At 59.6% G+C, this 25,419-nt stretch carries 26 protein-coding genes; 10 read left to right on the forward strand and 16 right to left on the reverse strand.

Translation table 11 applies throughout. The annotated features are described in order from the left end of the window. The first annotated feature begins 306 nt into the window (after positions 1-306). On the forward strand, positions 307-780 hold the full coding sequence (locus AC1DUY_RS15580; RefSeq protein WP_478115417.1) for a TspO/MBR family protein: 474 nt from the start codon (positions 307-309) through the stop codon (positions 778-780). Positions 781-1,189: 409 nt separating this feature from the next. On the opposite strand, the gene AC1DUY_RS15585 is transcribed toward AC1DUY_RS15580, so the two are convergent. Further along, a complete protein-coding gene (locus AC1DUY_RS15585) occupies positions 1,190-2,851 on the reverse strand; it encodes an acetolactate synthase large subunit (protein ID WP_478115419.1) in 1,662 nt (553 codons plus the stop codon). A 252-nt stretch (positions 2,852-3,103) separates the two neighbouring features. Between AC1DUY_RS15585 and AC1DUY_RS15590 the strand changes: the two genes are divergently transcribed. Both AC1DUY_RS15590 and dinB read left to right on the forward strand, forming a co-directional pair. Then, positions 3,104-3,373, forward strand: a complete 270-nt coding sequence (locus tag AC1DUY_RS15590; RefSeq protein WP_478115421.1) for a hypothetical protein — start codon at positions 3,104-3,106, stop codon at positions 3,371-3,373. Continuing rightward, the gene (gene dinB / locus AC1DUY_RS15595; RefSeq protein ID WP_478115423.1) at positions 3,352-4,473 is read left to right on the forward strand and encodes a DNA polymerase IV; all 1,122 of its coding nucleotides are present in this window, start codon (positions 3,352-3,354) and stop codon (positions 4,471-4,473) included. The genes AC1DUY_RS15590 and dinB overlap by 22 nt, the downstream gene beginning before the upstream one ends. On the opposite strand, the gene AC1DUY_RS15600 is transcribed toward dinB, so the two are convergent. Beyond that, positions 4,470-6,857: a PAS domain S-box protein gene (locus AC1DUY_RS15600; RefSeq protein WP_478115425.1), complete on the reverse strand. Its 2,388-nt coding sequence runs from the start codon at positions 6,855-6,857 to the stop codon at positions 4,470-4,472. The genes dinB and AC1DUY_RS15600 overlap by 4 nt on opposite strands. Positions 6,858-6,964: 107 nt before the next feature. Between AC1DUY_RS15600 and AC1DUY_RS15605 the strand changes: the two genes are divergently transcribed. Further along, the gene (locus AC1DUY_RS15605) at positions 6,965-7,387 is read left to right on the forward strand and encodes a hypothetical protein (protein WP_478115427.1); all 423 of its coding nucleotides are present in this window, start codon (positions 6,965-6,967) and stop codon (positions 7,385-7,387) included. Between the two features lie 9 nt (positions 7,388-7,396). Here the strand turns inward: AC1DUY_RS15605 and xth are convergent, their stop codons facing one another. The 4 genes from xth to AC1DUY_RS15625 form a co-directional block, all read right to left on the reverse strand. Further along, a complete protein-coding gene (gene xth / locus AC1DUY_RS15610) occupies positions 7,397-8,167 on the reverse strand; it encodes an exodeoxyribonuclease III (protein WP_120286781.1) in 771 nt (256 codons plus the stop codon). Positions 8,168-8,281: 114 nt separating this feature from the next. Continuing rightward, positions 8,282-10,537 carry a xanthine dehydrogenase family protein molybdopterin-binding subunit gene (locus tag AC1DUY_RS15615; protein ID WP_478115429.1) on the reverse strand — a complete coding sequence of 752 codons (2,256 nt, stop codon included), beginning with the start codon at positions 10,535-10,537 and terminating at the stop codon, positions 8,282-8,284. A gap of 20 nt (positions 10,538-10,557) precedes the next feature. Further along, positions 10,558-11,571, reverse strand: coding sequence for an FAD binding domain-containing protein (locus AC1DUY_RS15620; RefSeq protein WP_478115431.1), 1,014 nt, complete (start codon positions 11,569-11,571; stop codon positions 10,558-10,560). Continuing rightward, positions 11,568-12,077: a (2Fe-2S)-binding protein gene (locus tag AC1DUY_RS15625; protein ID WP_478115433.1), complete on the reverse strand. Its 510-nt coding sequence runs from the start codon at positions 12,075-12,077 to the stop codon at positions 11,568-11,570. Before AC1DUY_RS15625 ends, AC1DUY_RS15620 begins: the two co-directional genes overlap by 4 nt. A 291-nt stretch (positions 12,078-12,368) precedes the next feature. On the opposite strand from AC1DUY_RS15625, the gene AC1DUY_RS15630 reads away from it, so the two are divergent. Further along, complete coding sequence (locus AC1DUY_RS15630) at positions 12,369-12,707, forward strand: hypothetical protein (RefSeq protein WP_478115435.1); 339 nt, start codon at positions 12,369-12,371, stop codon at positions 12,705-12,707. 111 nt (positions 12,708-12,818) lie between these two features. Here the strand turns inward: AC1DUY_RS15630 and AC1DUY_RS15635 are convergent, their stop codons facing one another. The 8 genes from AC1DUY_RS15635 to AC1DUY_RS15670 all read right to left on the reverse strand — a co-directional run bounded on the left by AC1DUY_RS15635 (position 12,819) and on the right by AC1DUY_RS15670 (position 17,508). Then, positions 12,819-13,427, reverse strand: coding sequence for a cysteine hydrolase family protein (locus AC1DUY_RS15635; protein ID WP_068738705.1), 609 nt, complete (start codon positions 13,425-13,427; stop codon positions 12,819-12,821). Positions 13,428-13,860: 433 nt separating this feature from the next. Beyond that, positions 13,861-14,199, reverse strand: coding sequence for a DUF3147 family protein (locus AC1DUY_RS15640; RefSeq protein WP_478115437.1), 339 nt, complete (start codon positions 14,197-14,199; stop codon positions 13,861-13,863). After that, positions 14,196-14,762 carry a phosphatase PAP2 family protein gene (locus AC1DUY_RS15645; RefSeq protein WP_478115439.1) on the reverse strand — a complete coding sequence of 189 codons (567 nt, stop codon included), beginning with the start codon at positions 14,760-14,762 and terminating at the stop codon, positions 14,196-14,198. The genes AC1DUY_RS15640 and AC1DUY_RS15645 overlap by 4 nt, the downstream gene beginning before the upstream one ends. A 67-nt stretch (positions 14,763-14,829) precedes the next feature. Continuing rightward, positions 14,830-15,105: a SemiSWEET family sugar transporter gene (locus tag AC1DUY_RS15650; protein WP_068738714.1), complete on the reverse strand. Its 276-nt coding sequence runs from the start codon at positions 15,103-15,105 to the stop codon at positions 14,830-14,832. Between the two features lie 41 nt (positions 15,106-15,146). Beyond that, positions 15,147-16,007, reverse strand: coding sequence for an SDR family oxidoreductase (locus AC1DUY_RS15655; RefSeq protein ID WP_478115442.1), 861 nt, complete (start codon positions 16,005-16,007; stop codon positions 15,147-15,149). A gap of 111 nt (positions 16,008-16,118) precedes the next feature. Beyond that, positions 16,119-16,280 carry a DUF2934 domain-containing protein gene (locus tag AC1DUY_RS15660; RefSeq protein ID WP_081422126.1) on the reverse strand — a complete coding sequence of 54 codons (162 nt, stop codon included), beginning with the start codon at positions 16,278-16,280 and terminating at the stop codon, positions 16,119-16,121. Between the two features lie 692 nt (positions 16,281-16,972). After that, on the reverse strand, positions 16,973-17,188 hold the full coding sequence (locus tag AC1DUY_RS15665; protein WP_081422127.1) for a hypothetical protein: 216 nt from the start codon (positions 17,186-17,188) through the stop codon (positions 16,973-16,975). Positions 17,189-17,283: 95 nt separating this feature from the next. Next, positions 17,284-17,508: a hypothetical protein gene (locus AC1DUY_RS15670; protein WP_081422128.1), complete on the reverse strand. Its 225-nt coding sequence runs from the start codon at positions 17,506-17,508 to the stop codon at positions 17,284-17,286. Positions 17,509-18,202: 694 nt separating this feature from the next. On the opposite strand from AC1DUY_RS15670, the gene AC1DUY_RS15675 reads away from it, so the two are divergent. Together AC1DUY_RS15675 and AC1DUY_RS15680 are read left to right on the forward strand one after the other, a co-directional pair. Beyond that, positions 18,203-20,125: a hybrid sensor histidine kinase/response regulator gene (locus AC1DUY_RS15675; RefSeq protein WP_478115872.1), complete on the forward strand. Its 1,923-nt coding sequence runs from the start codon at positions 18,203-18,205 to the stop codon at positions 20,123-20,125. Positions 20,126-21,091: 966 nt separating this feature from the next. Next, positions 21,092-21,301: a hypothetical protein gene (locus AC1DUY_RS15680; protein ID WP_120286791.1), complete on the forward strand. Its 210-nt coding sequence runs from the start codon at positions 21,092-21,094 to the stop codon at positions 21,299-21,301. A 145-nt stretch (positions 21,302-21,446) separates the two neighbouring features. Here the strand turns inward: AC1DUY_RS15680 and AC1DUY_RS15685 are convergent, their stop codons facing one another. Beyond that, positions 21,447-21,674: a hypothetical protein gene (locus AC1DUY_RS15685; protein ID WP_478115445.1), complete on the reverse strand. Its 228-nt coding sequence runs from the start codon at positions 21,672-21,674 to the stop codon at positions 21,447-21,449. A 93-nt stretch (positions 21,675-21,767) separates the two neighbouring features. On the opposite strand from AC1DUY_RS15685, the gene AC1DUY_RS15690 reads away from it, so the two are divergent. Genes AC1DUY_RS15690 through AC1DUY_RS15700 form a run of 3 tightly spaced genes read left to right on the forward strand, consistent with a single transcriptional unit; the run spans position 21,768 to position 24,216 of the window. Continuing rightward, entirely contained in the window at positions 21,768-22,907 is a 1,140-nt protein-coding gene (locus tag AC1DUY_RS15690) for an acyl-CoA dehydrogenase family protein (RefSeq protein WP_478115447.1), read from the forward strand. Next, positions 22,907-23,644, forward strand: a complete 738-nt coding sequence (locus AC1DUY_RS15695; RefSeq protein ID WP_478115449.1) for a PIG-L deacetylase family protein — start codon at positions 22,907-22,909, stop codon at positions 23,642-23,644. Before AC1DUY_RS15690 ends, AC1DUY_RS15695 begins: the two co-directional genes overlap by 1 nt. A gap of 17 nt (positions 23,645-23,661) precedes the next feature. Next, complete coding sequence (locus tag AC1DUY_RS15700) at positions 23,662-24,216, forward strand: class I SAM-dependent methyltransferase (protein ID WP_478115451.1); 555 nt, start codon at positions 23,662-23,664, stop codon at positions 24,214-24,216. On the opposite strand, the gene AC1DUY_RS15705 is transcribed toward AC1DUY_RS15700, so the two are convergent. After that, a complete protein-coding gene (locus AC1DUY_RS15705) occupies positions 24,149-25,315 on the reverse strand; it encodes a glycosyltransferase family 2 protein (protein WP_478115453.1) in 1,167 nt (388 codons plus the stop codon). The two genes, AC1DUY_RS15700 and AC1DUY_RS15705, sit on opposite strands and share 68 nt — an antisense overlap. Positions 25,316-25,419: the final 104 nt, after the last annotated feature.

Below are 25,419 nucleotides of genomic sequence, written 5' to 3' on the forward strand. Positions count from 1 at the left end.
AGCGCACCGACAAGCCGGACGCCTAGGGCAAGCAGTACGCCACCGGGGAATAACTCCGGAAAAAGCCGGACAATGCACTACCAACATTCTGCGACCTGAAAGCAAGCACTGGACGCGATGGCTGGCGCATGCCCGTTGGCGAGTGGAACGGCACACTCCTGAAGGCCGGGAGTGTCGGAGAGTACACGGCCGACCGCGACAAGACGTCTCCGACGGCATCATCGAAATGTACGAGCGCGGCGCCACGTTAATGTGGAAGTCGTCTGAGGCCGGGGAACTGGCGAGAACGCAAGGACTTAACGGTGCATGACTAACAGTTCGGTCGCGTCCTTACTCTGCTCACTTGCGATTTGTTATAGCGTCGCGTTTATCGGCGCTCGGGTTACGACGCCTGAGATTCCGACTTGGTACGCGAGTTTGGCGAAACCATCGTGGACACCACCGCGCATCGCGTTTCCCATCGTCTGGCCCATCCTGTATTTCCTCATGGCGCTGTCCGTGTGGATGTTCTGGGAGGCGCCTCCTTCGCCCGCTCGAACCGCAGCTCTTGGCGCATTCGGCATCCAGCTCGCCCTGAACGCGATATGGTCGCCGATCTTCTTCGGTCGCCACGATCTGCGGTCTGGCATGATTGTTATTTCGCTGTTGTTCGCGGCAATAGGAGTGACCGTCATCATAGGCTTGGGCGTCGACAGCACCGCCGCCTTACTGCTTTTGCCCTATCTCGCTTGGATACTTTTTGCGGCTGCACTCAATGCTCGCATTCTTACAATGAATTAGCGACAACGTGGCATGAGACCGCATTGACGAAAGAGGCCGCCCATTGAGGCCTTACTTTCCCCGCTCGATATCGCGGGCCTGTTGTTCCAATTCGTCAGTAAGCTCGATAATACGTCTGGCCGTTTCAGGATCGGTCGTCATCCGGGCCATGGCCCGATACTTATCTACCTTCTCTCGAAGCTCCCTGACTGTACGTCGTGTATGCATTCCACCCTCCGCCGATATCGTTACGCGGGACGGAGAAATTGGTTCTCTAGAACCTCCGAAATAAGGGCGCAGCCAGAATAGGCCACTGCGGCCAAAAACAGGCCAGCACCAAAACTGGGTTCAAACGAATAGGGGAACGAATTGGCCTGATGTCCCTTCGCACTGCAAATGCCTAACCCGTTTCAGTTGTCGAATGGTTTTTTCATTCTTGTTGCTGCATGTCGGCCAGTTCATCCACCAAAACACGAACATTCTCGCTGTAGTCCACCGGCACCACTACGAGGTGAAGGCCACCGGCGGCGAAGGCCTTCTCCAGTGTCGGTGCCAGGCCGCCCGCCTCGGTCACGCGATGACCCTGAGCACCGTAGGACTGCGCGTAGACGACGAAATCCGGATTGCCGAAAGTCATCCCCGCGTCGGCGAAACCGTCGACGGCCTGCTTCCACCTGATCATCCCGTAGGCGTGATCCTCGATGACAAGCACGACCAGATCGAGCTTCAGACGCTGCGCGGTCTCCAGTTCCTGCGAATTCATCATGAAACCGCCGTCGCCGGCGACAACGAGCACACGGCGCTTCGGATTCAGCAGCGCCGCCATCATGCCCGACGGAAGCCCCGCTCCCATCGTCGCAAGCGCATTGTCAAGCAACAGCGTGTTGGCGACGTCCGTGCGGTAGTTGCGCGCGAACCATATCTTGTACATCCCGTTGTCCAACGCGACGATGCCGTCTGGTGGCATGACCTTGCGGACGTCGTGGACGATCCGCTGCGGGGTCAGCGGAAAGCGGTCTTCGTTGGCACGGTCGCCGATGTGGCGCAGGATGTCCGCGCGCACGCCGTCCCACTGCGTGGTCTGCTTGAGCTTCCCTTCGGTCTCGGTCGCCAACATGTCGAGACCTTTCGCGATGTCGCCGATAAGTTCAGCTTGCGGGTAGTAGACCTCCTCGACCGTTGCTGGCGTGAAGCCGATGTGAAGCACCTGATGGCGGCCACGCCCCATGATGAATGGCGGCTTTTCGATGGTGTCGTGGCCGATGGTGATGATCAGGTCGGCGCAGTCGATCGCGCGATGGACGTAGTCGCGTTCGCTCAGCGCCGCCGTGCCGACATAGTAGTCGGACGCCCCGCCGACGGCCCCCTTCCCCATCTGCGTGTTGAAGAATGGGATCTTCACCCGGCGGACGAATTCGGAGAGCGCGGGCGCGAGCCTGGGCCTGCTGGCACCGGCACCGAACATGAGCAACGGGCATTTTGCCGAGAGGATGAGCTCGGCGGCCTTCCGGACGGCGTCCATCGAGGGCGCCGGGAGATCGATCGGGTGGACCGGGACGACCGAAACGCCGGACACCTTCTCCGCCGCGACATCTTCCGGAAGCTCCAGGTGCACGGGTCCGGGACGCTCCTCCATCGCAATCCGGAAAGCGTTCCGGACGACGGTCGCGATGGAAGACGCACTTACGATCTGCTGCGACAGTTTCGTGAGCGGCTTCATGCTCGCGACGACATCCACGATCTGGAAGTGCGCCTGTCGGCTGGCGTGGATCGCCTTTTGGCCAGTGATCAGGACCATCGGCATGCCTCCCAGGAGTCCATAAGCAGCCCCTGTAGAGAGATTCAGGGCTCCGGGCCCCAAAGTGCTGAGGGCGACACCTGGCCTGCCTGTGAGGCGCCCGTGGGTCGCAGCCATGAAGGCGGCGGGCTGCTCGTGACGCGTGACGACCAGCTCGATGGAAGACTTGCGCAAGCTCTCGACGACGTCGAGGTTCTCCTCGCCGGGGACGCCAAAGATGCGGTCGACGCCCTCGTTTTCGAGAGCCGCCACTAGCAGATCGGAGCCTTTCATTTCCCGGTCCTCACTGTTCATCGTCAAGCTCCTCCATTTGCGCAGTACCGTATTGGACAAACAGGTCCATTTAATGAAACGTTTGGTGGACTAGGCGTCTGAAGCGCGCCTTACCCTTGCCAGGATATGCGCCTCCTCGATAGCACCTGCCAGGAACCGAGAGAGGACGATGGTTGCTGACCCGCGTTCGAGACGCCATATCCTCGGCCGTTGACGATCCGATCTGCCTGCCCTGTAAGATCGTAGTCCAAGGCCTGAAGAAGGATGCACCAGATGCGCATAATGTGGATCGCCGTACTTGCCATCATGCTGCCCGCTGCCGCGCTGGCGCAAGACATCACGCAGCGCCCCGTCCGAACCGAACGCATCTCAGGCACTCCAGTGGGCGTCGGCCTCTATGAGGTCGCTCCGGACGGCACCGTTCTGATCGACTGGCGCGCCGTCGAGGCGGCGGCCGATGGAGAGGCCGATCGCGCATCCACTCCGGTCGCGAAGGCGATGCTGGCGATCAGAGATGGCAAATGGAAACCGATGGCCCGGTGACGAATGACGTCGCGCCGGAAATCCGACAGCGTAAGATCATCCATATCGACATGGATGCCTTCTACGCGTCAGTCGAACAGCGGGATAATCCACAGCTTTGCGGCAAACCTGTCGCCGTCGGCGGCTCTCGGGAGCGCGGGGTCGTGGCAGCAGCGAGTTACGAAGCCCGCAAATTCGGCGTCCGCTCGGCGATGCCGTCCATTATAGCCAAACGTCAGTGTCCAGATCTAATCTTCGTGAAACCGCGCTTCGAGGTCTACAAGGCCATTAGCCAGCAGATCCGAGAGATCTTCGCCGAGCACACGCCGATCATCGAACCGCTGTCGCTGGACGAGGCTTATCTGGATGTTACCGAGAACCTTCAGAGCATCCCACTGGCGCGCGACATCGCTCTGGCGATCCGCACTAAAATCAAAGCCGAGACAGGGCTCAATGCCTCCGCCGGCATCTCTTACAACAAGTTCCTGGCCAAACTCGCCTCCGACCATCGCAAGCCAAACGGTCAGTACGTCATCTCTCCGGAGATGGGCCCGGCCTTCGTGGAGACCCTACCCGTCGGCAAGTTCCACGGCATCGGACCGGCGACTGCGGCTAAATTCAACGCATTGGGTATCCAGACTGGCCTCGACATCCGGAACCAGTCGCTGACATTCCTGGAGGCGCACTTCGGCAAAGCCGGGACCTATTACTACTGGATATCACGCGGCATCGACGAGCGTCCTGTCCGCGCCAACCGCATGCGGAAATCTATCGGCGCCGAGAACACTTTCTTCGACGACCTCACCGAGTTCGACCCCATGATTGCCGCGCTGCAGCCCCTCGTCGACAAAGTGTGGCAACACTGTGCGAACACAGGGAACCGCGGGCGAACCGTCACGCTGAAGGTGAAGTTCACTGACTTCGAGATCATGTCACGAAGCCAATCAATGCCGACAGCCGTATCAAACCGCGAAGAGCTCGAACGGGTCGCGGCATCGCTTCTCGAACGCTCGATGCCACTGCCGAAAGCCGTGCGGCTTCTCGGTGTTTCGCTATCGACACTTCAGACGAAGGGGGACGACGCGCAATCCCAGTTCCAATTACCAATCTGGCAGCGCTAAGCCGATTCAGTCCGTCGATCAGTGATCGCCTTGCGCAGCGTGCGCGACAAAAGCTCAACCGAATACGGCTTCTGGATGAGTTCAAAGCCTGTATGGGCGTTTTCAGCTAGAACGTGGCTGTAGCCACTTGTCAGAACGACCGGCAATCCAGGATATTGGTCGCGGATAATCGTGGCCATCTCCACCCCGTTCATGCCGGGCATGATGACGTCCGAAAACACGAGGTCGAATGCGAATTCATCCTTGGCTAGAACGTGCAGTGCCGCGGAAGCTGACGTCACCCAGTCGGTTGCGTATCCGAGATCCTGCAGAAGCTCTGTCGAGAATCCCCCGACATCCGTATTATCCTCGACAACAAGAACGCGGTGCCCCCGCCCGCTTGTCGCTGCGCTTGCTAATGGCGGCGCGCTGCTTTCGACTTCGGCGCCAGTTTCGGCCCGCGGCAGATAAATTGTGAACGTCGCGCCCGCTCCAAGCGTGCTGCTGACGCCGATCTCGCCGCCCGTCTGTTTGGCGAACCCGAAGGCCTGACTCAAGCCGAGGCCCGTTCCTTTTCCCACGTCCTTGGTCGTGAAAAATGGTTCGAAGATCGCATCCAGGTACTCGCTAGCTATGCCGACGCCAGAGTCAGTTACGGAAACCGCGATGAAGTCGCCCTCCCTCAAAGGATGAGAACGCATCCCCGGGATCGAACCCACTGCCGCGACACCAATGACGAGGCGCCCTTCGCCGTTCATGGCGTCGCGTGCATTAACAGCGAGATTGACCAACGCGGTTTCGAACTGCGTTATATCGGCCATGGCGAACTGGTCGGCAGTCTGAACTTCCAGATCAATCTGAATTCGGCCGCCGACCAGTGGTCGGATCAGATTCGCCACGCTCGCGACCTGCGTACAAACATTGAAGACGCGCGGAGCAAGCGGCTGTCGGCGAGCGAATGCAAGCAACTGTCCGGTCAGCTTGGCCGCACGGTCAACTGTATCGGAAATCGCGTCGATATACCGCCCTCGTCTCTCCTCGGGAAGATCGCGCCGACGAAGAAAATCTGTGGCTGACCTGATAATCGTCAGGAGATTATTGAAGTCGTGCGCCACGCCTCCGGTGAGTTGTCCGACCGCCTCCATCTTCTGAGCCTGGCGCAGAGCGTCCTCGTTCCGGCGACGCTCGGTCACATCGACGGCCTCTGCCAAGACGGCTGTAATCCTACCTCCACTTCCAAATACTGGGCGCATGGCGAGGTCGAGATGCCGCCCCGCGCCGGATAGGTTCAATTGAACTTCGGCGCGCCACGCATCGCCGCTCAGTGCGGTTTTGAACGCGCTGAGAACTCGTTCCGGCATACGGGGCGTCGCAGCAAACCAGGGCGTATCCCAGAACGGCATCCCGAGCACTGTCTTCGCTTCGACCGCGATGGCGGCAAGTGCGACCGCATTGGCGAAAACGAGCGTACCATCGAGCGCGAGCAATCCCTGATACTGGTTGGTCGTCTCCAAAATGGCTCGTAAATGAGCCTCGTGGGTACGAAGTTGCGCGGTTCGCTCTTCAACCCGCCGTTCAAGCACCTCATTCAACCCACGCAGTTCGATCTCTGCTTCTTTTGCAATCGTGATGTCGTGGGCAACCCCAATAAAGCCGATATGCTTACCCGCCGGGTCCCATCGGGGTTGCGATTCGGATCTGACCCAACGCCACACGCCATCCGCACGTCGATATCTGCTTTCCAGCACGAACGGCTTTAGGGATGCCTCACCTGCAATGCTCTCGCGCACGACGCGCGCCACATCGTCCGGGTGAAGGATGGTCCTCCAATCGAAAGCCAACGCTTCTTCATATTCAAGGCCAAGAAATTCCATGTAGGCTTTGTTTGCGAAGGACCGCGTCCGATCAAGACGTGTCACCCACATCGGGACTGGCGCACTGTCGGCGATCAATCGGAACCGCTCTTCACTCTCGCGTAGCGCCTCTCTGGCGATCGCACGTTCCGTGATATCGATATGAGCGCCGATCATCCGCAGCGGTCGGCCTTCTGGATCACGCTCGATACGCGCCTCTGCTACGATCCAGCGAATTTCCCCGTCGCTGGGCCGAATGATGCGATACTCCGAAGAATAACGTTCCGCATCGCTTTTCAGAAGGTCCAGAAATTGCCGCTCAGCGCGCTCCCGGTCGTCCGGATGAAGCCTGGCGACCCAGTCTTCATGTGTCTCGTTTGCAGCTTCAGGGGGTAACCCGTGTATGGCGAGATATTCAGGTGATCGTCGGTTCTGAAATCCATCGCGCAGGTCGACGATCACACCGCCGACTTTCGCGATCCGTTGGACCTCCGCGAGTTCGCTTTCCCGATCGCGCAGGGCCTGTTCGGACGCTGTCAGTTCTTTCGCCACGGCTTCCTCGCCATCATGCGGCGGTCGGCCGCTCTCACACTGTTTAGCAAGGCGCAGGGGGAAAGTCCGCTAAAACAGCGTGCCCTCGGAGATCGCAACTCAATAACATGACGCAGAGTTCCAACTTCTCGCGGTTTGGCATTTATGCTAAACATTATCTTATGAAGAAAACGACAGTAGCAAAGCAAAAATCAAAAGGCCGACCTGCGACCGGCCAAACGCCAATGCTCGGCTTTCGCGCCGCAGACGAACTACGCGGCAGGATTGTTCATTGGGCCGAGTTTCAGCCGGACGCTCCGAAACTCTCAGAAGCTGTGCGCCGCCTTGTCGAACTGGGCCTTACCGTTAAACCGTCTCGCAGAAAGAACGTCGCTCATAGAGCCCGTGCCAGTGAGATGGCCGCCGGCGCAATCGACAAGCTGACGGACAAGGGCGCCAGTGCGGACGATCAGGCCAGTCGGAAGCGGCGCCTGCTCAAAGGGCCCGAGGAATTCCGCGACGTCCGGGTCGATCGGAAAGCAAAAAAGTAAGGCGTAGCGCTACTTCAGCACTATCCACGCTGGAGCATGGTCGCTTGGATCCAGCTTGCCGCGCACCTTTCGGTCGACACCGGCCTGCGCAAGCCGCGGGCTCAGCGCAGGACTGAGAAGCAGATGGTCAATGCGAAGGCCAGCGTCACGCTCGTAGCGGTTCCGCCAATACGACCAGAACGTATACATCGGCTCATCCGGATGCTGTTCGCGCAGTGCATCGATCCACCCCTTCTTGAGGAGCTTGCCGAACGCCGCCCTACTTTCCGGCTGCACGAGCGCATCCTTGTCCCACGACTTGGTCGGGTAGATGTCGAAGGGCGTTGGCACGATGTTGAAGTCGCCGGCGATAACGGCAGGAGCACCGGACTTGAGCAGCTTGCCGGCGTGGGCGTTCAGACGCTTCAGCCAGGTGAGCTTGTAATCGAACTTCGGTCCCGGCTGCGGATTGCCGTTGGGTGCGTAGACGCAGCCAACGAGAACGCCGTCGACGGCAGCCTCGATGTATCGGCTTTGCTCGTCGCTCTCGTCACCAGGCAACCGCCTGCGCGTTACCACGATCTTGGATTCCCTAGCGAGGATTGCGACGCCATTCCAAGTCTTCTGCCCAACCCACTCGGCAAAATAGCCCGCCTTACGCAACGCACTTTCCGGGAATTCGGAATTGGCGGCCTTCAACTCCTGAAGACAGGCCACATCCGGCTTGGACGATTTCAACCACGCCAGCAGATTGGGCAGTCGCTTGTTAATGTTGTTCACGTTGAAGGTCGCAATCTTCACGCGCTCTCTCGATCCGAGGCTTACGGACATTTAGCTCAGTCATGCAGCGGCCCGGGCTCCAAAGCCGTGGAGCTCCATCGGCGTATGCCACCCGTGGGTCTGTACGAGACGAACTCAGGACGGTCGTGGAGCATTCAAAATCTTGTCAATCGTGATGGGAAAATCACGCACCCGCGCACCAGTTGCGTGAAAGATCGCATTAGCGACGGCAGACGCGGTTCCCACGATGCCGATCTCGCCCAGGCCCTTGACGCCAAGAGGGCTGACCTTGTCGTCCTTTTCATCGACGAAGATTACTTCAATATCCTCGATGTCGGCATGGGCCGGAACGTGATATTCGCCGAGATTGGCATTCATAATCTTGCCAAGGCGATGATCCGTCATGGCTTCCTCGTGAAGCGCCATGCCGATTCCCATCACCACACCGCCCAGGATCTGGCTGCGGGCCGTCTTGGGATTGAGGATCTTGCCCGCCGCCGCCGCGCACACGACGCGCGTCACGCGAACGACCCCCAGATCTTCATCCACGCGCACTTCCGCGAACACGGCGGAATTCGTGTAGCTGATATATTTCAGCATCTGCCGCAGGTTCGGGCTGACTTTGCCCTGCTCGGTGATTTCCGTGAGCTCGGCGGCGTGCATGACTTCGAAAACGGAAAGCCCGCGCGCCGGATCATCCTTCCGGAAGATGCGTCGATCCCGAACCTCGACGTCTTCGAAACTTGCATCCGCAAGAGGCGAATTGGCCATCTTCCTGGCTTGCTTGAACAGAGAATGCTTGACCGCCTCACATGCGGCCTGAACTGCCGAGCCGTTCGACGCTGCGGTCCACGAACCTCCTTCGACCGGCGACATCGGCAGAGTCGAATCGCCGATCCTGGCCTGAACGTCTTCGAGTGGTAATCCGAAAGCTTCGGCGCCGATCTGCGTCAGGATTGTCCAGGTCCCAGTGCCAATATCGGACGCCGCCGTTGCCACCTCCAGCGTCCCGTCCACCTTGAGAGTCGCAGTGGCCTGGGCCTTTTGCAGGAAGGCGTCCCACATTCCCGTTGAGACGCCCCATCCAATCAGCTCGCGACCCTCCTTCATGGCACGCGGCTTGGGGCTTCGCTTCTCCCATCCAAATGCCGCAGCGCCCTCGCTGTAGCATTCCAGAAGCGCCTTGGATGTGAACTGCTTGTTGGTGTTTTCGTCCTTCGAGGCGAAATTGATCCGCCGAATTTCGAGCGGACCGATACCGAGTTCGTATGAAAGTTCATCGAGCGCGCATTCGAGCGCTGTCACGCCGATGGCTGCGCCGGGTGCGCGCATGTCACACGGCGTGGCCGTATCGAGCTTGGCAAGCTGATAGGTCAGCTTGACGTTGTCGCAGTGATACATCATGCCCGACCAATTGACGACAGCCTCCTGATAATCCTCGTAATGGGAGGTCGAGGCAACGGCATCATGCATGATCGACTGCAGCCGCCCATCGCGATCGGCGGCGAGCGAGACGGTGTGGTAACTGTCCGGCCTGTAGCCGATATGAAACATCTGAGCACGCGTCAGCGACACCCGCACCGAGCGTTCGAGTTCGAGACTGGCCATGACGGCGAAGAACAATTGGTGCTGCGGCCGCAAGCCGGCGCCGAATGCCCCGCCCACATATTGATTGACTAGGCGGACATCCTTGCTGCGCAGGCCGAACACTGAGGTGACATAGCCCTGCGCATTCTGGGAGCCCTGCGTCTTGTCATAGATCGTCAGCTTGCCGTCGCCCTCGAACACGCAGGTGGTGGCGAACATCTCCATCGGATTGTGGTGCTCGGCATTGATCCGGTAATCGCGGCTGATCTTGACGGGCGCATTTTGAAACGCCTGCTCGGCATCGCCGCGCGGGTCCGGTGGCGGCGGAATACCGCTACGCTTCTTCGGAGGCACATAGGCCTCTGCCCGCTTCGCCTCAAGCTCGGTACAATGCGCATCGACATCATAGGCAATGCGAACCAGGGAGGCCGCATCGCGCGCGGCCTCGAACGTTTCGGCGACAATCAACGCGACCGGCTGACCGTCAAACAGGATACGGTCCGAATTCAGCGGCCGGAACGGATGGCCAGGAGGCGCGACTTCGTCCCGCCAGCTACGATCAAGCCATGCCGCCTTGCTGCGATTTTCGTGCGTGAAGATTTCGACGACGCCTGGAAACTGCCTTGCTGCATCCAAGTCCATCGCCGCGATCCGTCCAGCGGCGGTCGTACTACCAACGATGTAGCCATAGAGCAGATCGTCAGCAGGATACTCCGCCGCGTAGTGCGCTTGGCCGGTCACCTTCAGTTTACCGTCGACCCGGTTGGTCGGACGTCCAATATGCGTGATTTCACCAACTGACATGCGATGGTCCCGTTAACTTTCTAGTGGATCGATTTGTCGGCCTGATCCTGCGGTGTGCCCGCAGCCGCCTGCTCCAGCGCACGAACGATAGCGCGGCGAGCAAGCTCGATCTTGAAGTCATTGTCGCCCTGCCCCTTCGCATCACGAAGAATGAAATCAGCGACCTGCTTAAAGCTCTGGGTCCCGACTCGCTCGCCTTTCAGCGATCTTTCTGCGTCAAAATCCCGCCACGGCTTATGCGCGACCCCGCCGAGCGCGATCCGGACGTCCTGGATGATGCCCTCCTCCACACGCAGCGCGGCGGCGACGGAGATCAGCGCGAAGGCATAGGAGAGCCGGTCCCGGATCTTGAGATAGGTGTGATGGGCACCGAAGTCGGGCTTGGGGATAATGATCGATGTAATGAGCTCGCCGACCTTCAGCGTGTTGTCGCGTTCGGGCTCTCCGCCGGGGAGGCGGTGGAAACCAGACATCGGAATCGATCGCTTGCCGTCCGGCCCCTCGACTTCGACGGATGAATCGAGTGCAGCCATCGCGACGCACATGTCCGATGGATGGACTGCAATGCAGCTATCGCTGGCGCCGAGAATGGCGTGAATGCGATTGACGCCGCCAATGGCGGAGCAGCCACTTCCGGGCTGTCGCTTGTTGCAGGCTGTCGACGGATCATAAAAATAATAACAGCGGGTTCGCTGCATCAGGTTTCCCCCGGCTGTAGCTGCGTTTCGCAATTGCGGCGATGCGCCGGCAAGAATGGCGCTTGACAGTATCGGCCACTTTTCCCGAACGTCTCGATGCCACGCCAGATCGGTATTGGTGACCAGCGCGCCGATGCGCAGCGCTCCACTGGGAGTGATTTCGATCGATTTGAGCGGAAGCCGGTTGATGTCGACCAGCCGCGACGGCTGCGCCACATCATATTTCATGAGGTCGACGAGATTGGTGCCACCCGCCAGCGCGCGCGCTGCAGGTTCATTCAGCGCCGCGATGGCATCGGCCACTGTGGCCGGGCGGATATATTCGAACCGGTTCATTCGGCGGCCTCCTTCGCCGCGATGCGCGGCATCAGCACGTCCTCGACCGCGTCGGCGATATTGGTATAGGCGCCGCAGCGGCACAGATTGCCGCTCATATGCTCGCGTATCTCGGCCCGACTACGGGTGTGGCCTTCCGCCAGCAGACCCGCCGCTGAGCAAATTTGGCCAGGCGTACAGTAGCCGCATTGAAACGCGTCGCGCTCGATGAAGGCAACCTGCAGCGGATGCAGTTCGCCATTCTCGGCCAGCCCTTCGATAGTGGTGATCTCGGCGCCGTCGCGCGACACCGCGAGTGCCAGGCACGAATTGACGCGTCTGCCATCGACGAGCACGGTACAGGCGCCGCATTGTCCCTGATCGCATCCCTTCTTAGTCCCGGTGAGCGAGAGGCGCTCGCGCAACAGGTCCAGCAGCGTCACCCACGGCTCTACTTTGAGTTCGTGCAACGTTCCGTTGATCGTCAGGAAAATTGGGATCTGTGGGTGATGTGGGATCTGGTTCACGGGGCGCCTCGCTATGCGTTCGCCATCAGAACCATTCTAATCGTAGGATGTTCCGTTTTCTTCCGCCCTCAGGATCGGCTTGCCCGCACCGATCGGCGAGGCCAACCTTCCCGCTTCTGGCGTCTCACGCGCGCCGTCGGAAGGCCGCCAGGATGATGTCGGGGAACCGCCTCGGGCAAATGGGTGAAGGAGAAGCGAGTGTTGTTCCACTGTTGCGCGATTTCTCGCCAGGAACAACAAGCGAGCAAGTTAATTCATCCAGCTCGGGGCATGACAACGAACGAGGACAATATGAAGAAGACGTTGATAGCAGTTGCGGCAGCGGCACTGATGACTGCTCCTGCCGCATTCGCACAGAGCGGTGCAAATCCGAGCGCGCCTCAGGTCAATTCCGCAGGCAATGGCGTTACACAGCCCGGCACTACCAGTACGGGGACGGCAGTCGATCGCCCGACCTCGAGCACTCCACACGCGGCGCCGCACGCTGCAGGATCGCAGACTGGCAACAATGCCAGCTCCCTTAGTGGATCGAATGCAGCGACTGGAACTACCGGGTCTAACAGCTCTGCCGAAGGTCGCACTTCGGGCGGTGGTGGTGGTGGCGCAGGTGGTGGTGCCGGCGGCAACTAGCCCGTGATGCCAACCAGAGGAGACCCCGATGATCGGGGTCTCCTCTTGGTCGCCCGCGCCGGTGGCGCGCGCGCCAAACACTTCGCCCGCCAGCCCTAGCCCTGACCGCCTTCAAGCCTGCGACCATCTTTCAAGAATCTCGGCACAATCTGCCAGTTCGATCTGTAGGTCGAAACGCCGGGCGTACAAGCCAAGTAAGGCATCGTGAGTTTCGTCAGCTGAGCTGCACATCGCATCTTGCGCAACGACGATGCGATAGCCCAGATCAACAGCACTCAAGATGGTTGAGAGAACGCAGACGTCAGTCTCCGCGCCGCTCACAATCAAGGTATTGACGTTACCGTCTTGCAGAATATCGTGAAGCCTTCCGTTCGAGAACGCAGAATACGCAGACTTGTCGAAGACAATCGCCGGTGGGACATGTCGCTGCAAAGGCGGCATAAGCTCGAGGAGGTGCGGGTCCAGACGTTCGCGCGTGACCAACCGCCATTTTCGGAAGTAGCTCTGCCACATCCCATTTGCATGCTCGGGCGACGCCGGGGGAATAAAGCGCGTAAAGACAGTCCGTGCCGGGTCACGTTGGACGAGGCTTTCCACCGCCGGCATGACACGTTCGAGCCAAGGTGTCGGCCAAGGCCCTTCGGGACCGAACAGCCTCTGCATGTCCAGACACAAGTGCACTGCCCGACTGGTGTCTATTCTTGATCGGAGCTCGCCCATCTCAGGTCCACGTCCTGCGAAGTCTCTTGTAAGTCCACCAGCAAGAACCTGCGGTCGCCGCCCATACCAGAGATGCCAGCGCCAAGCTGCTCCAGGGAGCCGCGGCATTTACGAGGAAGACTGTGAGAGCGAACGCAACGAGGCCCATGCTTCCCAGAGCCGCTCCAGCGGCCTCGAGCGCAGCGGCGTCTTCACCACGTCTCTTGCCCTGCAGGCCAATTTCCCTTTTGCGGCGCCTTTCGTGCGCCTCGACCAGCGTGGCACTGGCGCAGAGCATGGCTGGAAATGCCAGGAACAGACCTCCGACGCCCGGACCCCAACGTGTGCCGATCAGGCCAGTTATTGCAGTCGATGCTCCGCCCAGCAGGAACCGGACGATGTATTCGTACCAGCGACCATCGCTCAACGACGAGAATGAGGCTCGAACAAGCATTCAGCCCACCATCCCATAGAGGCCAAACGCGACTACCAGCCACAGGGGAAACCCGAGCAGGGTAACAGATAGAACTGACAACCCCGTGCGTTTGAGTAAACGGCACGTCACGAAGCTGAGCACGAGAAGAGCGGTCGCGCCGGCCATCATCGAAGCAGCCAGCGTAGAGACGTAGTCCGGTCCGTGCCTGGAGATTGCGAGCGCGAGCGAAACCAGGGCCACCGATGGCGCGGCGCCGAACAGTCCCGCGAAGGACTTAAGCCGTAACACGTCTCCGAGCAGCGCGAATATCGAGACGACTGCCCCTCCAACGAAAAATCGGACGGCGTAATCCGTCATGGCGTCGTCGTCCCATTGCCGTAGCCGGTCCAGCGTCTCAATAGCCGATCAATCAGATATCCGCTGGCGAAGCCCGCGACCACATCGCTCGTCCAGTGCGCGAGAACATAGATCCTCGTCAGCGAGATACCGACCGCAGCCGTCCAGGTCAGCTCGCGATACGGCCGATCGAATGAGGATGCTGCGCTCGCGAGAGCCCCCATATGCATCGCGTGCCCCGAGGGGAACGCATCATTCGGGCGGCCTGAGATCGGTACTCCGTGTAGATGGCCAAGAATGGTGAGCCTATCCGGTCGACGTTGATTGAAAACATGCTTCAGTGCATGCGGCACAACGGCCGTGGCCACCGATGCCGCCAGAAAATGCGTACCGACAGTTCGCTTCCGGGGGGAGCCGCTACGCGACAGGAGCCAGAAGGCCGCTGAAGCAACAACGAGAACATGCTCGTCCGCGCCCCACGTCAGAGCTTCGGCCACTTGTTCGCTTGCGGCATGTGCGTGCCGAACGGCGGTTGCTGCGACCTCGCGATCAAGGAGAGTGGGTGGTACCATTATTGGCCGCATGGCATCTCCGTATGACACCTAGATAACAGGCACTCTAAACCCTGATCATGCAGCCAGGTTCCGCTCCCTATGCAGAGTCCTCCCCGCGAATGTCTCGTATTTTACAGCCGAGCACGGTTGCTGTCAGCGCACAGCCGATACTGTTCGCCAGAACGATGATCCAGTCGCCCTTGAGTAGACCGTAGCCGATCCACAGACCCAGGCCTGATGTCAGCACCACAAGCATCTTGAGCGACAGATCTTTGGTTGAGCTCCGGGGCAATGCTTTCCGGACCTGTGGAATGTACGACAGCGAAGTCAGGACAGCGGCGAACCCTCCCACCCACGGCAAAATGCTGGACACCGATGAGACCCCACTGCTTTGCCGCGAAACGCTCGATCCGATTAGATGAAAGGTTTGCCGCCTGTAACGGCGATCGTGGCCCCGGAAACGTAGCTTGAGAGTGGATCTGCGAGCATCACGTAGGCGGTTGCAAGCTCTGCGGGCTGTCCGGGACGTTGCATCGGCGTCTGCTTGCCGAAATTTCTAACGGCTTCGTCTGGCATAGTGGATGGAATGAGCGGCGTCCAAATCGGTCCCGGTGCCACCGCGTTTGCGCGGATGCCCTTATCGGCCAACATCTGCGCCAAGCCGCCGGTGAAATTCTGAATGGCCCCCTTCGTCGTTGCATAGGCCAGCAAGGTGGGGTTCGGCATATCCGAATTGACCGACGCGGTATTGATGATCGCACTTCCGGGCTTCATGTGAGGCACGGCGGCCCTTGTCAGGTAGAACATTGCATAGATATTTGTCCTAAACGTCAAATCCCACTCGTCATCGGAAATGTCGCCGATGTCCTTGAAGGTCGCTTGATGCGCGGCGTTGTTAACGAGGATGTCGATCCCGCCCAATTCCCTTACCGCCTTATCGATAATCACGTCGCAATGGCGCCGATGCTGGATGTCACCTGGGACCATTATGGCCTTGCGGCCTTCGCGCTCGATTAAAGCTTTAGCTTCGAGGGCATCCGCGGTCTCATCGAGATAAGAAATCAAGACGTCGGCACCTTCGCGTGCGTAGGCCAACGCGACAGCGCGGCCGATCCCGCTGTCGCCACCGGTAATTACCGCTCTCATGCCCTGCAATCGACCACCCCCCTTGTAGCTGCTCTCGCCATGATCGGGACGAGGCTGCATGGCCTCCGTTCGGCCGGGCATCGGTTGTTTCTGGGAAGCAAACGGAGGCGCGGGATAAGAATGGGGCATGAACCAGCTCCTAGATAAGTGCCAATCGAAAACGCTTGATTGGATGCAGCGTTCCGCCGGTGGCGACATCGCCCGCCCAATGACGAAGGGGCGCTTGGGCAGCGCTTTTTCCTACTCTGGCATCGGTTTCGGGTCTTCGTCGCCAGGCGCATCGCTTTCGAGCTCGCTTTTGGCCTGGTGCCAGAAGTCATCGGCCTTACCTTCCGGGCGACCTTCCCTTTCCCAAAGTTTGTGAGCGTACTCTCGGATCTGTTCTTCAGAGTATCGGGGCATCGGCCTCTCCTCAAAAACGGATAATTGCGGCGGCGAATCGCTTTGGTACAGTCATGCAGGCGAGCGCATCGATCGCTATAATTGCTTGTGCGCTTAAGACGCCACTATGCGACCAGTTCCCCGTCCAAGAATATTCCGTTAGGACTGTCGCTCCCGAATGAACCTTTCTCTCGTCCGCGCAGCAAAGCGCTGTCACGAAAAAAGGGGACTCGCATGGCTTTTCGCGAATCCATCAGCCGGCTTTTTGGCCGCACCCTCACACCGGAAGCTGCCGAGCGTACCAACAGTTAATGCCTCGATGGACGAGTTCATCCGGCTACTGCATACCAACGGCTATGACAGCAAAAGCTCCGCCACGTTTGGAGCGATGGCAGGGCCATCGGAACGGCCACCATGCGAACAGGACGCTCAACCTCAAAAGAGGAAGGAATGTAAGTCGTTTCTAAGTAACAGGCGGCAACCTGATCGGCGTCTCCAAGCGGGTACGTCGCCACCAGCTGACGGTCGGCTAGGTTTTGAAAAACAGGAAATATACAACGGCAAAGGCGGCCACAACTAAGCCAAGGCTCCAAATTAAAACGTTGCGAACCGACGGCCCTGGCTCGGCGCCGCGTGCTTTGCGCGCTGACTTTACTTCGGCGCCATCATCATCTCGTCCCAATTCATATCCTTTCACGCAGCTTGAGCCCCCGTCAATTTGTTGGACCGCCAAGCGCTGTCTTGTTTCCGGCTTCGCTGCTCGGGGCGCTGACATGGACTTCGTGTCCCTGGCGGATCGCAAGAGACGCTGCAGCCACGGCTGCTTCGAAAGCAGACTCTTTGGTCAGGAATTTCCCTTCCACGTCTCCATCGTGCAGAACGCCCCAGCCATCGTTAGATTCGATGACGGCATAAGTTGCTAAACCCATAGTGTCCTCCGGAATAACTGTCGGTCACAGCCACTGCTAGATTCATGTTTCCCAAAAGCGTCACGCTCGACGATCTCAAAAGGCAACCGGCCTAATCATTGCCGCCGTGCCAGTGCCCGGCCAATGAGAAATGCTGCCAACAACATACCGAGCGGAGCTTCACGCGTAAGCTTGCTTAGTATGTCGAGCGGCTTGCCGGGCTTTTTGCCTTCCTCGATTGCTTCTCCTATTGTTGATGCGACGGCTTTGACACCATCCGCCACGGTGGCCTTCAGATCAGACCATTGGTCACTTACACATGGCGTCTCTTGATCGGTCATGGCGCGTCCTCATCGGGTCGTTGCACAAGCACTCACTATGAGTATTGTTCCGGGCAAGACGGTTCTTCCCGGTCCAAGATCATTCCCGTTGCGCTTTGAAAACCTGGTCGGGCGGTTCGCGCGAGCCGGCGTCACGCAGAATAAGCGCTCTGCCGGGTAGCAACGGCAGGGCTACAGCGCCGAGAATGTTGGGCCTAGGGAGCATCGCCTTACTTCTTCACGACTGGCGGGGACGCTTTAAGAAGATCGCAACCGACGCGTGGCATTTAAAAACCAAGTCAGCGATTATCGACGGCGAATCGTCCCGTTGGGGACGGCACAACAGATTTGTCCGTGCAGCAAAAGGCACTGCGAGCGGGCCGCCCTTCAGACCAACTAGCTGAACTGAGCGCCGTTCTCAGACCCAAGCCTGATCCTCATCGACAGAGCCCGCGCCCGCACAAGGTCGCGGCTTAGGCGATCCTCCGGCCGGCCGCCTTGCCCTCTTCTAGAAATTTGAATTTATCGCCGTAACGAGCGGCTAATCTGAGAAGGCAGAGACAATCCTTAAAGCAAACTTTGGTTCCAAATCTGACGGTAAAAGTGTTCTTGTGCCGCGTATGTGGGGGAGCCTACTCTGACCTGCGACTCCCGTGCCGCTAAACGATGGCAGTTATCGCCTCTACCAGAGGGATTGGTTCGCGGAAAGTGAATGATGCCAAAAACAAAAAACGACCGCAATCTTTTAGAAAGCGAACGCGCCTTCCGACTTCTCGTTCAAGGCGTCACAGATTATGCGATTTATCTGCTCGACCCCAACGGCATCGTATCAAACTGGAATGCAGGCGCCGAGACGATCAAAGGGTATGGCGCCGACGAAATCGTGGGCCAGCACTTCTCGGTGTTCTATCCGCCGGAGGATCGCGAAGCCGGACTTCCCGCCACCGCATTGGAGGCCGCACGCCGGAATAAGCGCTTCGAAGCGGAAGGCTGGCGGATGCGGAAAGACGGTACGCGGTTTTTCGCGTCCGTGGTTATCGACGCCATCTATGAAAACGATGTCCTTGTCGGCTTTGCCAAGATCACGCGGGACATCACCGAACGGATGCAAGCCCGCTCCGCATTGAGCGAAAGCGAAAATCTTTTTCGCCTGTTGGTGAGCAATGTCACGGACTATGCGTTATACATGCTTGATCCGGAAGGTCATGTCACCAGCTGGAACCTCGGCGGTCAGCGGATCAAAGGCTATCTTCCTGACGAGATTATCGGTCAGCACTTTTCGCGCTTTTATACCCCCGGCGACCGGGACGCTGGAAAACCAGCGCGTGCTCTCAGCATTGCACGTGAAAAGGGCCGTTACGAAGAAGAAGGCTTACGCGTCCGCAAAGACGGCACGTTCTTTTGGGCGAGTGTGGTCATTGATCCCGTCCGCAATGACGCAGGCGAGCTGATCGGGTTTGCCAAGATCACGCGCGACATCACAGAGCGACGTCAAGCAACGCAGCAACTTGAACGTATGCAAAAGCAGCTGGCGGAAGCGCAGAAAATGGATGCGCTCGGTCAGCTGACCGGCGGAGTGGCTCATGACTTCAACAACCTCCTTATGGCAATCACGGGTAACGTTCGGCTGATCAAACGGCATGCCATTGTCCCCCGCGTGATCGAGGCAGCAGGAACGATTGAGACAAGCGTTCGTCGCGGCGCGGCACTTACTCGTCAGTTGCTGACGTTTGCGCGGCGTCAGCAAGTCGCTCCGACGCTGCTCAATCTTGAAGAGACCGTGCAAGCTGTACGCGAGGTCTTGGCTACCGTTCTGGGTAGCGCGATCAAGCTCGAAATCTCCGTACCGGCCGGAGTTTGGCCAATCTTCGCGGATCCAACCGAACTCGAAACTGCACTCATCAATCTCAGCATCAACTCTCGTGACGCCATGCCCGACGGGGGCACCTTGACGATTACGGCAGCAAATTACCGGGTCAGGGATGGAGAGGATAAAGGCGAGTACGTGCAGATCAAGGTGGCTGATACCGGCGCAGGTATTCCCGAGGACGTCATTGCGAAGGTGTTCGATCCGTTTTTCACGACCAAACCCGTCGGCAAAGGAACAGGATTGGGACTCTCACAGGTGCATGGCTTTGCCAACCAGGCCGGCGGTCGTGTCGAAATCCAAAGCAAGCTCGGCGCTGGTACGGAAATCACCATTCGGCTTCCGCGTGGCGAAGGCCATGCAGGTGCGCACGAAGCAGAGGTTCTGGCCAAAGGCGCCGGCAATGTCCTTCTTGTTGAAGACAATCCGGATGTTGCCACCGCCAGCGCCGTATTTCTGGAAGAGTTGGGATATCGCGTGAAATGCGTACCGGACGCGGAGTCCGCATTGCGCGAGATCGAGCACGACGGCATCGACCTCGTTTTCAGCGATGTCGTGATGCCTGGAAAAATGGATGGTCTCGGCCTGGCCCGCCATCTTAGGCAGAATTACCCGAACATCCCCGTCGTTCTCGCAACGGGCTACAGTGAGGCAGCGCGGAAACTGGGCTCTGAATTTTTGCTGTTGCGAAAACCTTACGAGCTTCATGAGCTGAGTAGTGCCTTACAGACAGCCCTTCACCAAAGATCGAAGGGCGCTCTATTAAATTGAACCACAAACAATGCACCGGATCTTACGCCCACCTGTCTTGACTAGCGTCAGCCTCATCGGCTCATGACACTTTGCCTGCCATGGCGAGAGCCGATGGAGCAAGGCGAAGGTCCCTCATGGGTTCGCGATGCGACGATGCCTTCGATTGCGTGGCCGTAATTTTATCTAAATGCAGAGTGTTGAGAACGCAGTTTATATTGGAACGCATCTGCGAAATGAACGTAGTAAGGGCGCCATGTCCCTTCTGTCAGACTCCACGTTGCAGATCGTCTTGCTTGCCGCCTTGTTCGTTGTCCTTGAGGGCCGCGGTGCCGTTTCGCGCCAGCTTTGGAACGTGCTTTTGAAGATCAAACTGTTTTCGCGTTCATCAGCGTGGACGTGTTTGCCATGGTCACAAGGGACGGAACCACAATCCCCGGGATAGACGCCGAGCAGGTGGCCAAGCTTGAAATTGCACGTCGGATTTTGGAGCAGGCACGGGCTATCCTAGCAAAGGCGGCGAAGGACTAGGCCTCGCTCCCTCCTTCACGGCCTGCCCGGTTGCGCTCATCTTGCGGCCGGCGGTCGGCAACGGGACGCCAGCGGGCCCAGCGGATCGCCTTAATGGGGCGGGACTTCGGATCTTGGTGACGTTGACGCTGTCGGCCTGATTGCCGCCGCGGCAGTAGTAATAATTCGCATGGCAGGCGGCTCTGCTCGGTGGATGCACCAATGTCAGCGGTACATCTTGGGAACAACGCTAACAATTTTCACTTGGTCATACAGTGACGTCGCCGGACGCTTGAACTCGCTTTCGCAGTCTCAACGATCAAGGTCGCCTAGCTCTCCGCGCCTTGAGCCTTGGCTATCTAACGACCTTTTCCGGCGTGCTTGCGCCTGGGCGATGCCTCGCTTGGATCTCTTTGGAGGCAGCGTCTTTGCCCACGATTCACCAGCAAAGGCCGTTAAGCGGCCGCGGAGCGTTTCATGAAGACTGCACTAGGAAGTGATCCGAGACTTAACGGCGATGGTCTCGTCGATCGTTTCAAAGATCAGTTGCTGATCGTTATGTTGAAGCGGCTTGGCGGCGGTCCATTACGGATTCCAATCGAGGAAATGGACCGGACTGGAACGGACCTAGCGTCGTTTCGCCTTGTCGGCGACGACTTCGTCGTGAGTTTATTCAAACCGCATTAGGATGGCCGCGGCCCGCTGGCGCCTACGGCCCTTCGCATGTGCGGTTGGTCCTTCGAACGATCGACTAGATAATGCTTAAAAAGAAAGGCCGCATCGCCCATGACGACGTGGCCTTTGTCCTATCTGCTTATTTTAGGACAGTGCCCTACCGGTTTCCGAAATACGCCTGAGCCTGCTTCAGAGCCTCGGACGGGTCGTCGAACTTGTCGCCGGCGAAACTCTTCATGGGGCTCCAGTGCGGTCCGTGAGCGGTGATATGGAACCACCCATCCTCCCCACGTCGGACGCGTCCGACGATCTCCWGACGCTCGGCCCAGACGAGCAGCCACGTCTGGGAGTTCTCGTTGTGTGGCTGCAGCTCGATGGTCGCCATATAGTTCGTCCAGAAGGAGTGCCCGAGGACAACGCCAAGATTGGGAGTCGTTCCAGCAGATCGGAACTATCGGTGCGCTGCGGACTTCATCGCATGCTCGCCAACTGTCGTGAGGACACCGCAATTCTCGCCCCTTCCGAACGTCATAAGCTGCTGGAGAATGCGCAGGCCTTCGCCGCGAAGCTCTCAAGCCGCGCCTTTGATACGGACAGAACTGCTCACATCGCACCGGACGTCTGGACGGACTTCCGCTTCAGCGGATTGGCCATGAGCCCACTGCCTCATGAGCTCGGCGGCAGCAGTCTCTGGGACCCGCGGTTCGGCGCCGAACTCTGCACCATCCTGCGTCTACTCGGCGCAGCGGACCTCTCGCTTGCCCGTATATTTGAGGGCCACGTCAACGCGGTGGGGCTGGTCTGCCGTTACGGAACACAAGCGCAGATCGAAGGTCTCGCGGGAAGCGTGCGTGATGGTGCGCTGTCCGCAGTATGGGGCGCCGACGACGCGCAGGGCCTGAGGATCACCCCGGAGCGGGATGGCAACGTCCTCAAAGGCCGCAAGATCCTGGCGTCGGGCGCCGGGTTCGTGACGCGTCCCCTGGTTACCGCATCAGCACCGGAGGGGCAGCAGATGTGCCTGCTCGACCTCGAGATCGGATATGCGCACGACACGTCCAGCTGGCAGGCGCAAGGCATGCGCGCGACGGCGACCGGGACGGTCGACTTCACCGGGCGACGCATCACGGATCGTGAGCGGATCGGCGCTCCCGGCGACTTCATGCGACAGCCGCACTTCTCGGGCGGCGCATGGCGCTTCTGCGCCGTCCATACCGGCGCAACGGAACGGCTAGTCGACCTGTTCCGAGAGCACCTTAATTCCTCAGCAAGGGGCGAAGACGCGTATCAGCTCGAGCGCCTTGCGACTTGTGTCGCCGACGCGACGACGGCGCGCTTTTGGGTGGAGGACGCCGCGCGCCGTCTGGCGGTCGAAGATGATCCAGAAAGCATCGTGGCTTTCGCCAACCTCACCCGGATGGTTGTCGAACGATCCGCCCTGACTGTCATGGAGACCGTCCAGAGGGGCATCGGGCTTCGGGCGTTTGTGCGTCCTCACGACGTTGAGCGCATCTGCCGCGACCTGGCGACGTATCTGCGGCAACCGGTGCCGGACCGCGCCATGAGCGATGGGGCTCAGGTCTTTCTGAGTTCGTCGCGGTCGGCAGGAGACTTTTAGTGAAGGTTTCGGAATATCTCGAAGTGACGAAGGCGCTTCCTATCATCTCGCGCGAGGCGCTGACGGAGGGTGCGCCCTTCTTAATTCTCTCGCCGCACCCGGACGACGAGACGTTAGGTCTTGGCGGTCTGATCGCTCAGGCCTGCCAAGCAGGCCAGAAGGTTCACGTCGTGGTTTTGACCGATGGTGCGGGTTCGCACCCCCGGTCGGTCCAGTACCCGACGGAACGGCTGGTCGATCTCCGGAAGGCGGAAGTCAGGGCGGCAGGCGAAATTCTGGGCCTCCATCCGGCGTTCGTACGCCATCTCGACCTCCCCGACACGCAAGCCCCTCTGGAGGGACCCCAGTTCGACGCGGCGGTCCGCGCCGTGTCCGACCTTCTTCAGGAGACGGGCGCAAAGGCCTTGTTTGTGACGTGGGATCGGGATCCGCATTGCGATCATCAGGCGGCCGCTGCCATCGCCAAGGCGGCCGGAGTCGCCAACCCAGCTGTCAGGCTCTGGGCCTACCCCATCTGGGGGTGGCACCTCGATCAGGACGACGATGTCCCAGGCTTCCCGCGGGGCCACCGGCTGGATATCGCTGGAGAACGTGCTCTCAAGCACCGTGCTATCACGGCCCACGCTTCGCAGATGTCCACGCTTATCGAAGACGATCCAACGGGCTTCCGGTTCACCGAAGAGACGTTGGCGCCGTTCCTTGGCGAGCACGAGTACGTTTACGAGGTCTCCCGATGAGGAGGCACATAGAGAGTTTGCCCGCTTCATACTTCGAGGAACGGTACCGGCAGGATATCGACCCCTGGGGATTCCGAACCAGCGCCTACGAGGGGGAGAAATATGACCGCACTCTGTCGGCTCTTACGCGCGCCCATTACGATCGTATCCTCGAAGTTGGCTGCTCGATCGGGGTCCTGACGGTAAGGCTCGCGCAGCGAGGCGGAGAACTGCTGGCGGTCGACGCGTCCCGCACGGCGCTGGAAGCTGCGCGAAAGGACGCGCCGCCGAACGTCGCCTTCGAGGAATGTGTGCTGCCGACCGAATTCCCGGACGGCGCCTTCGACCTCATCGTGCTATCTGAAGTGTTGTACTACTTCAGCCGGGCCGATCTCCATTCGGTGGCCGAAAACTGCTGCAGGGTCCTCGCTCCCGACGGAGAGATCGTCCTCTGCCACTGGCTGGGCGAGACTGACTATCCGCTGAGGGGAACGGAGGCCAGCGACGCTTTCGCCGACGCCGTCGTCAAGCGAGTTCCGGCTCGCCGGATCCTTCGCGATGAAGTCTACCGCCTGGAGCGGCTGTCCGCGTGATTGCGGCGGCCCTCAGGCTTGCGACGGTCATTCTGGCGATCGCGATCTGCCGAGGCAGCTCCGAGGGGCGTAGCGTCCGGTGAACCGTGAGAACAGGACTTCTGCCCGATACGGCTTCCCATGCCTCACGAAGCGTCGCCTCCTCGGCACGGAGGTGACGAACGAAGTCGGAGGGAATGCACAACCGGGCGGACATCGGCCCGTCTTCGAGCGCACTCTGCCACGCCCGGCGGAAAAGCGATCGGTACATGGCGCGACGGGCGATCTGCAAGGCGGGCTCAAGATCGTCGTCGCAAGGAGCATTCAAATCGGCGAGCCGGCGTTGCATGGTGTCGGCCGCTCCGCCATGCGCCCGCCCCAAGATCCGACAGGACGTCTGGACGACGACGTCGAGCGAGTGACGAACCTTGAATCCCGCCTCGTCCAACGCAGCCGTAAGGGCGGCGTCTTCGCCGAGAGCGCGTGCAGGAAGTCCTCCGATGGCCCGATAGGCCACCACGGTTACGGCCAGGCTCGCGCCCGAAGAGACACGATGGTTCGGCCAGGGATCATGGGCTCGCGGATCACAGCGCGCGATGATTTCCGCGGCAAGGCTGAGGTAAGTATCTTCGAGCCTACCGCGGGAAAGGAAATCCCGTCCAAGCGAAACGATCTCGAGCGGTTCTGCATCGATGTAGCCTGCCACGCACTCCACACCGTTCGCCAACTCATGGAGGTTAGACGAAAACCACGCGGGGCCGACGCAGCTATCGGCATCCGTGCTCATAATTACACCGCCCGGGCCGAGCGCATCGAGGCGGTCGGCCGCAAGGTCCATTGCACGCTTCCGCGCCCAGCCGGCGTTGGCCATCTCCGACGGCAATTCCTCCTCTATGACCACCACCCTCTGCGGGACCGAGTCGGCGAAACGTCTGGCGACTCCCGAGGTACCGTCAGTGCAATTGTTGGCGAACACCAGGATCTCGAACGCGTCCGCGGCAAGGGGCGCGCCGAAACGGTCGCGCTGGACGGCCAGCGCAGCGATACACCGCTCGATCCGGTCGGCTTCGTTGCATGCCGGAATGGTGACGATCGCGAAAGGCTCGATGTTCGTATTCATAAGGCGGAGCGTCCTGGCGTAGGTGCGCCTGCTAATCGCCAGGTTCGATGCATGTTCCCTCAGCTGGGGCCGCAGCGGCTACTCTATCAAGAGACTGGCGCGAA

It is taken from the genome of Tardiphaga sp. P4_G1 (genome assembly GCF_056401215.1).

Excerpts from the sequence above, each read along its gene's own strand:
- AC1DUY_RS15705 (WP_478115453.1), bottom strand. The coding sequence starts at position 25,315 with ATGAATACGAACATCGAGCCTTTCGCGATCGTCACCATTCCGGCATGC.
- AC1DUY_RS15670 (WP_081422128.1), bottom strand. The coding sequence starts at position 17,508 with ATGACCGATCAAGAGACGCCATGTGTAAGTGACCAATGGTCTGATCTG.
- AC1DUY_RS15580 (WP_478115417.1), top strand. The coding sequence starts at position 307 with ATGACTAACAGTTCGGTCGCGTCCTTACTCTGCTCACTTGCGATTTGT.
- AC1DUY_RS15630 (WP_478115435.1), top strand. The coding sequence starts at position 12,369 with ATGAAGAAGACGTTGATAGCAGTTGCGGCAGCGGCACTGATGACTGCT.
- AC1DUY_RS15665 (WP_081422127.1), bottom strand. The coding sequence starts at position 17,188 with ATGGGTTTAGCAACTTATGCCGTCATCGAATCTAACGATGGCTGGGGC.
- AC1DUY_RS15655 (WP_478115442.1), bottom strand. The coding sequence starts at position 16,007 with ATGCCCCATTCTTATCCCGCGCCTCCGTTTGCTTCCCAGAAACAACCG.
- AC1DUY_RS15615 (WP_478115429.1), bottom strand. The coding sequence starts at position 10,537 with ATGTCAGTTGGTGAAATCACGCATATTGGACGTCCGACCAACCGGGTC.
- AC1DUY_RS15660 (WP_081422126.1), bottom strand. The coding sequence starts at position 16,280 with ATGCCCCGATACTCTGAAGAACAGATCCGAGAGTACGCTCACAAACTT.
- AC1DUY_RS15620 (WP_478115431.1), bottom strand. The coding sequence starts at position 11,571 with ATGAACCGGTTCGAATATATCCGCCCGGCCACAGTGGCCGATGCCATC.
- AC1DUY_RS15605 (WP_478115427.1), top strand. The coding sequence starts at position 6,965 with ATGACGCAGAGTTCCAACTTCTCGCGGTTTGGCATTTATGCTAAACAT.
- AC1DUY_RS15635 (WP_068738705.1), bottom strand. The coding sequence starts at position 13,427 with ATGGGCGAGCTCCGATCAAGAATAGACACCAGTCGGGCAGTGCACTTG.
- AC1DUY_RS15680 (WP_120286791.1), top strand. The coding sequence starts at position 21,092 with ATGAAGACTGCACTAGGAAGTGATCCGAGACTTAACGGCGATGGTCTC.
- AC1DUY_RS15690 (WP_478115447.1), top strand. The coding sequence starts at position 21,768 with ATGCTCGCCAACTGTCGTGAGGACACCGCAATTCTCGCCCCTTCCGAA.
- AC1DUY_RS15675 (WP_478115872.1), top strand. The coding sequence starts at position 18,203 with ATGCCAAAAACAAAAAACGACCGCAATCTTTTAGAAAGCGAACGCGCC.
- AC1DUY_RS15590 (WP_478115421.1), top strand. The coding sequence starts at position 3,104 with ATGCGCATAATGTGGATCGCCGTACTTGCCATCATGCTGCCCGCTGCC.
- dinB (WP_478115423.1), top strand. The coding sequence starts at position 3,352 with ATGGAAACCGATGGCCCGGTGACGAATGACGTCGCGCCGGAAATCCGA.
- AC1DUY_RS15645 (WP_478115439.1), bottom strand. The coding sequence starts at position 14,762 with ATGCGGCCAATAATGGTACCACCCACTCTCCTTGATCGCGAGGTCGCA.
- AC1DUY_RS15585 (WP_478115419.1), bottom strand. The coding sequence starts at position 2,851 with ATGAACAGTGAGGACCGGGAAATGAAAGGCTCCGATCTGCTAGTGGCG.
- AC1DUY_RS15640 (WP_478115437.1), bottom strand. The coding sequence starts at position 14,199 with ATGACGGATTACGCCGTCCGATTTTTCGTTGGAGGGGCAGTCGTCTCG.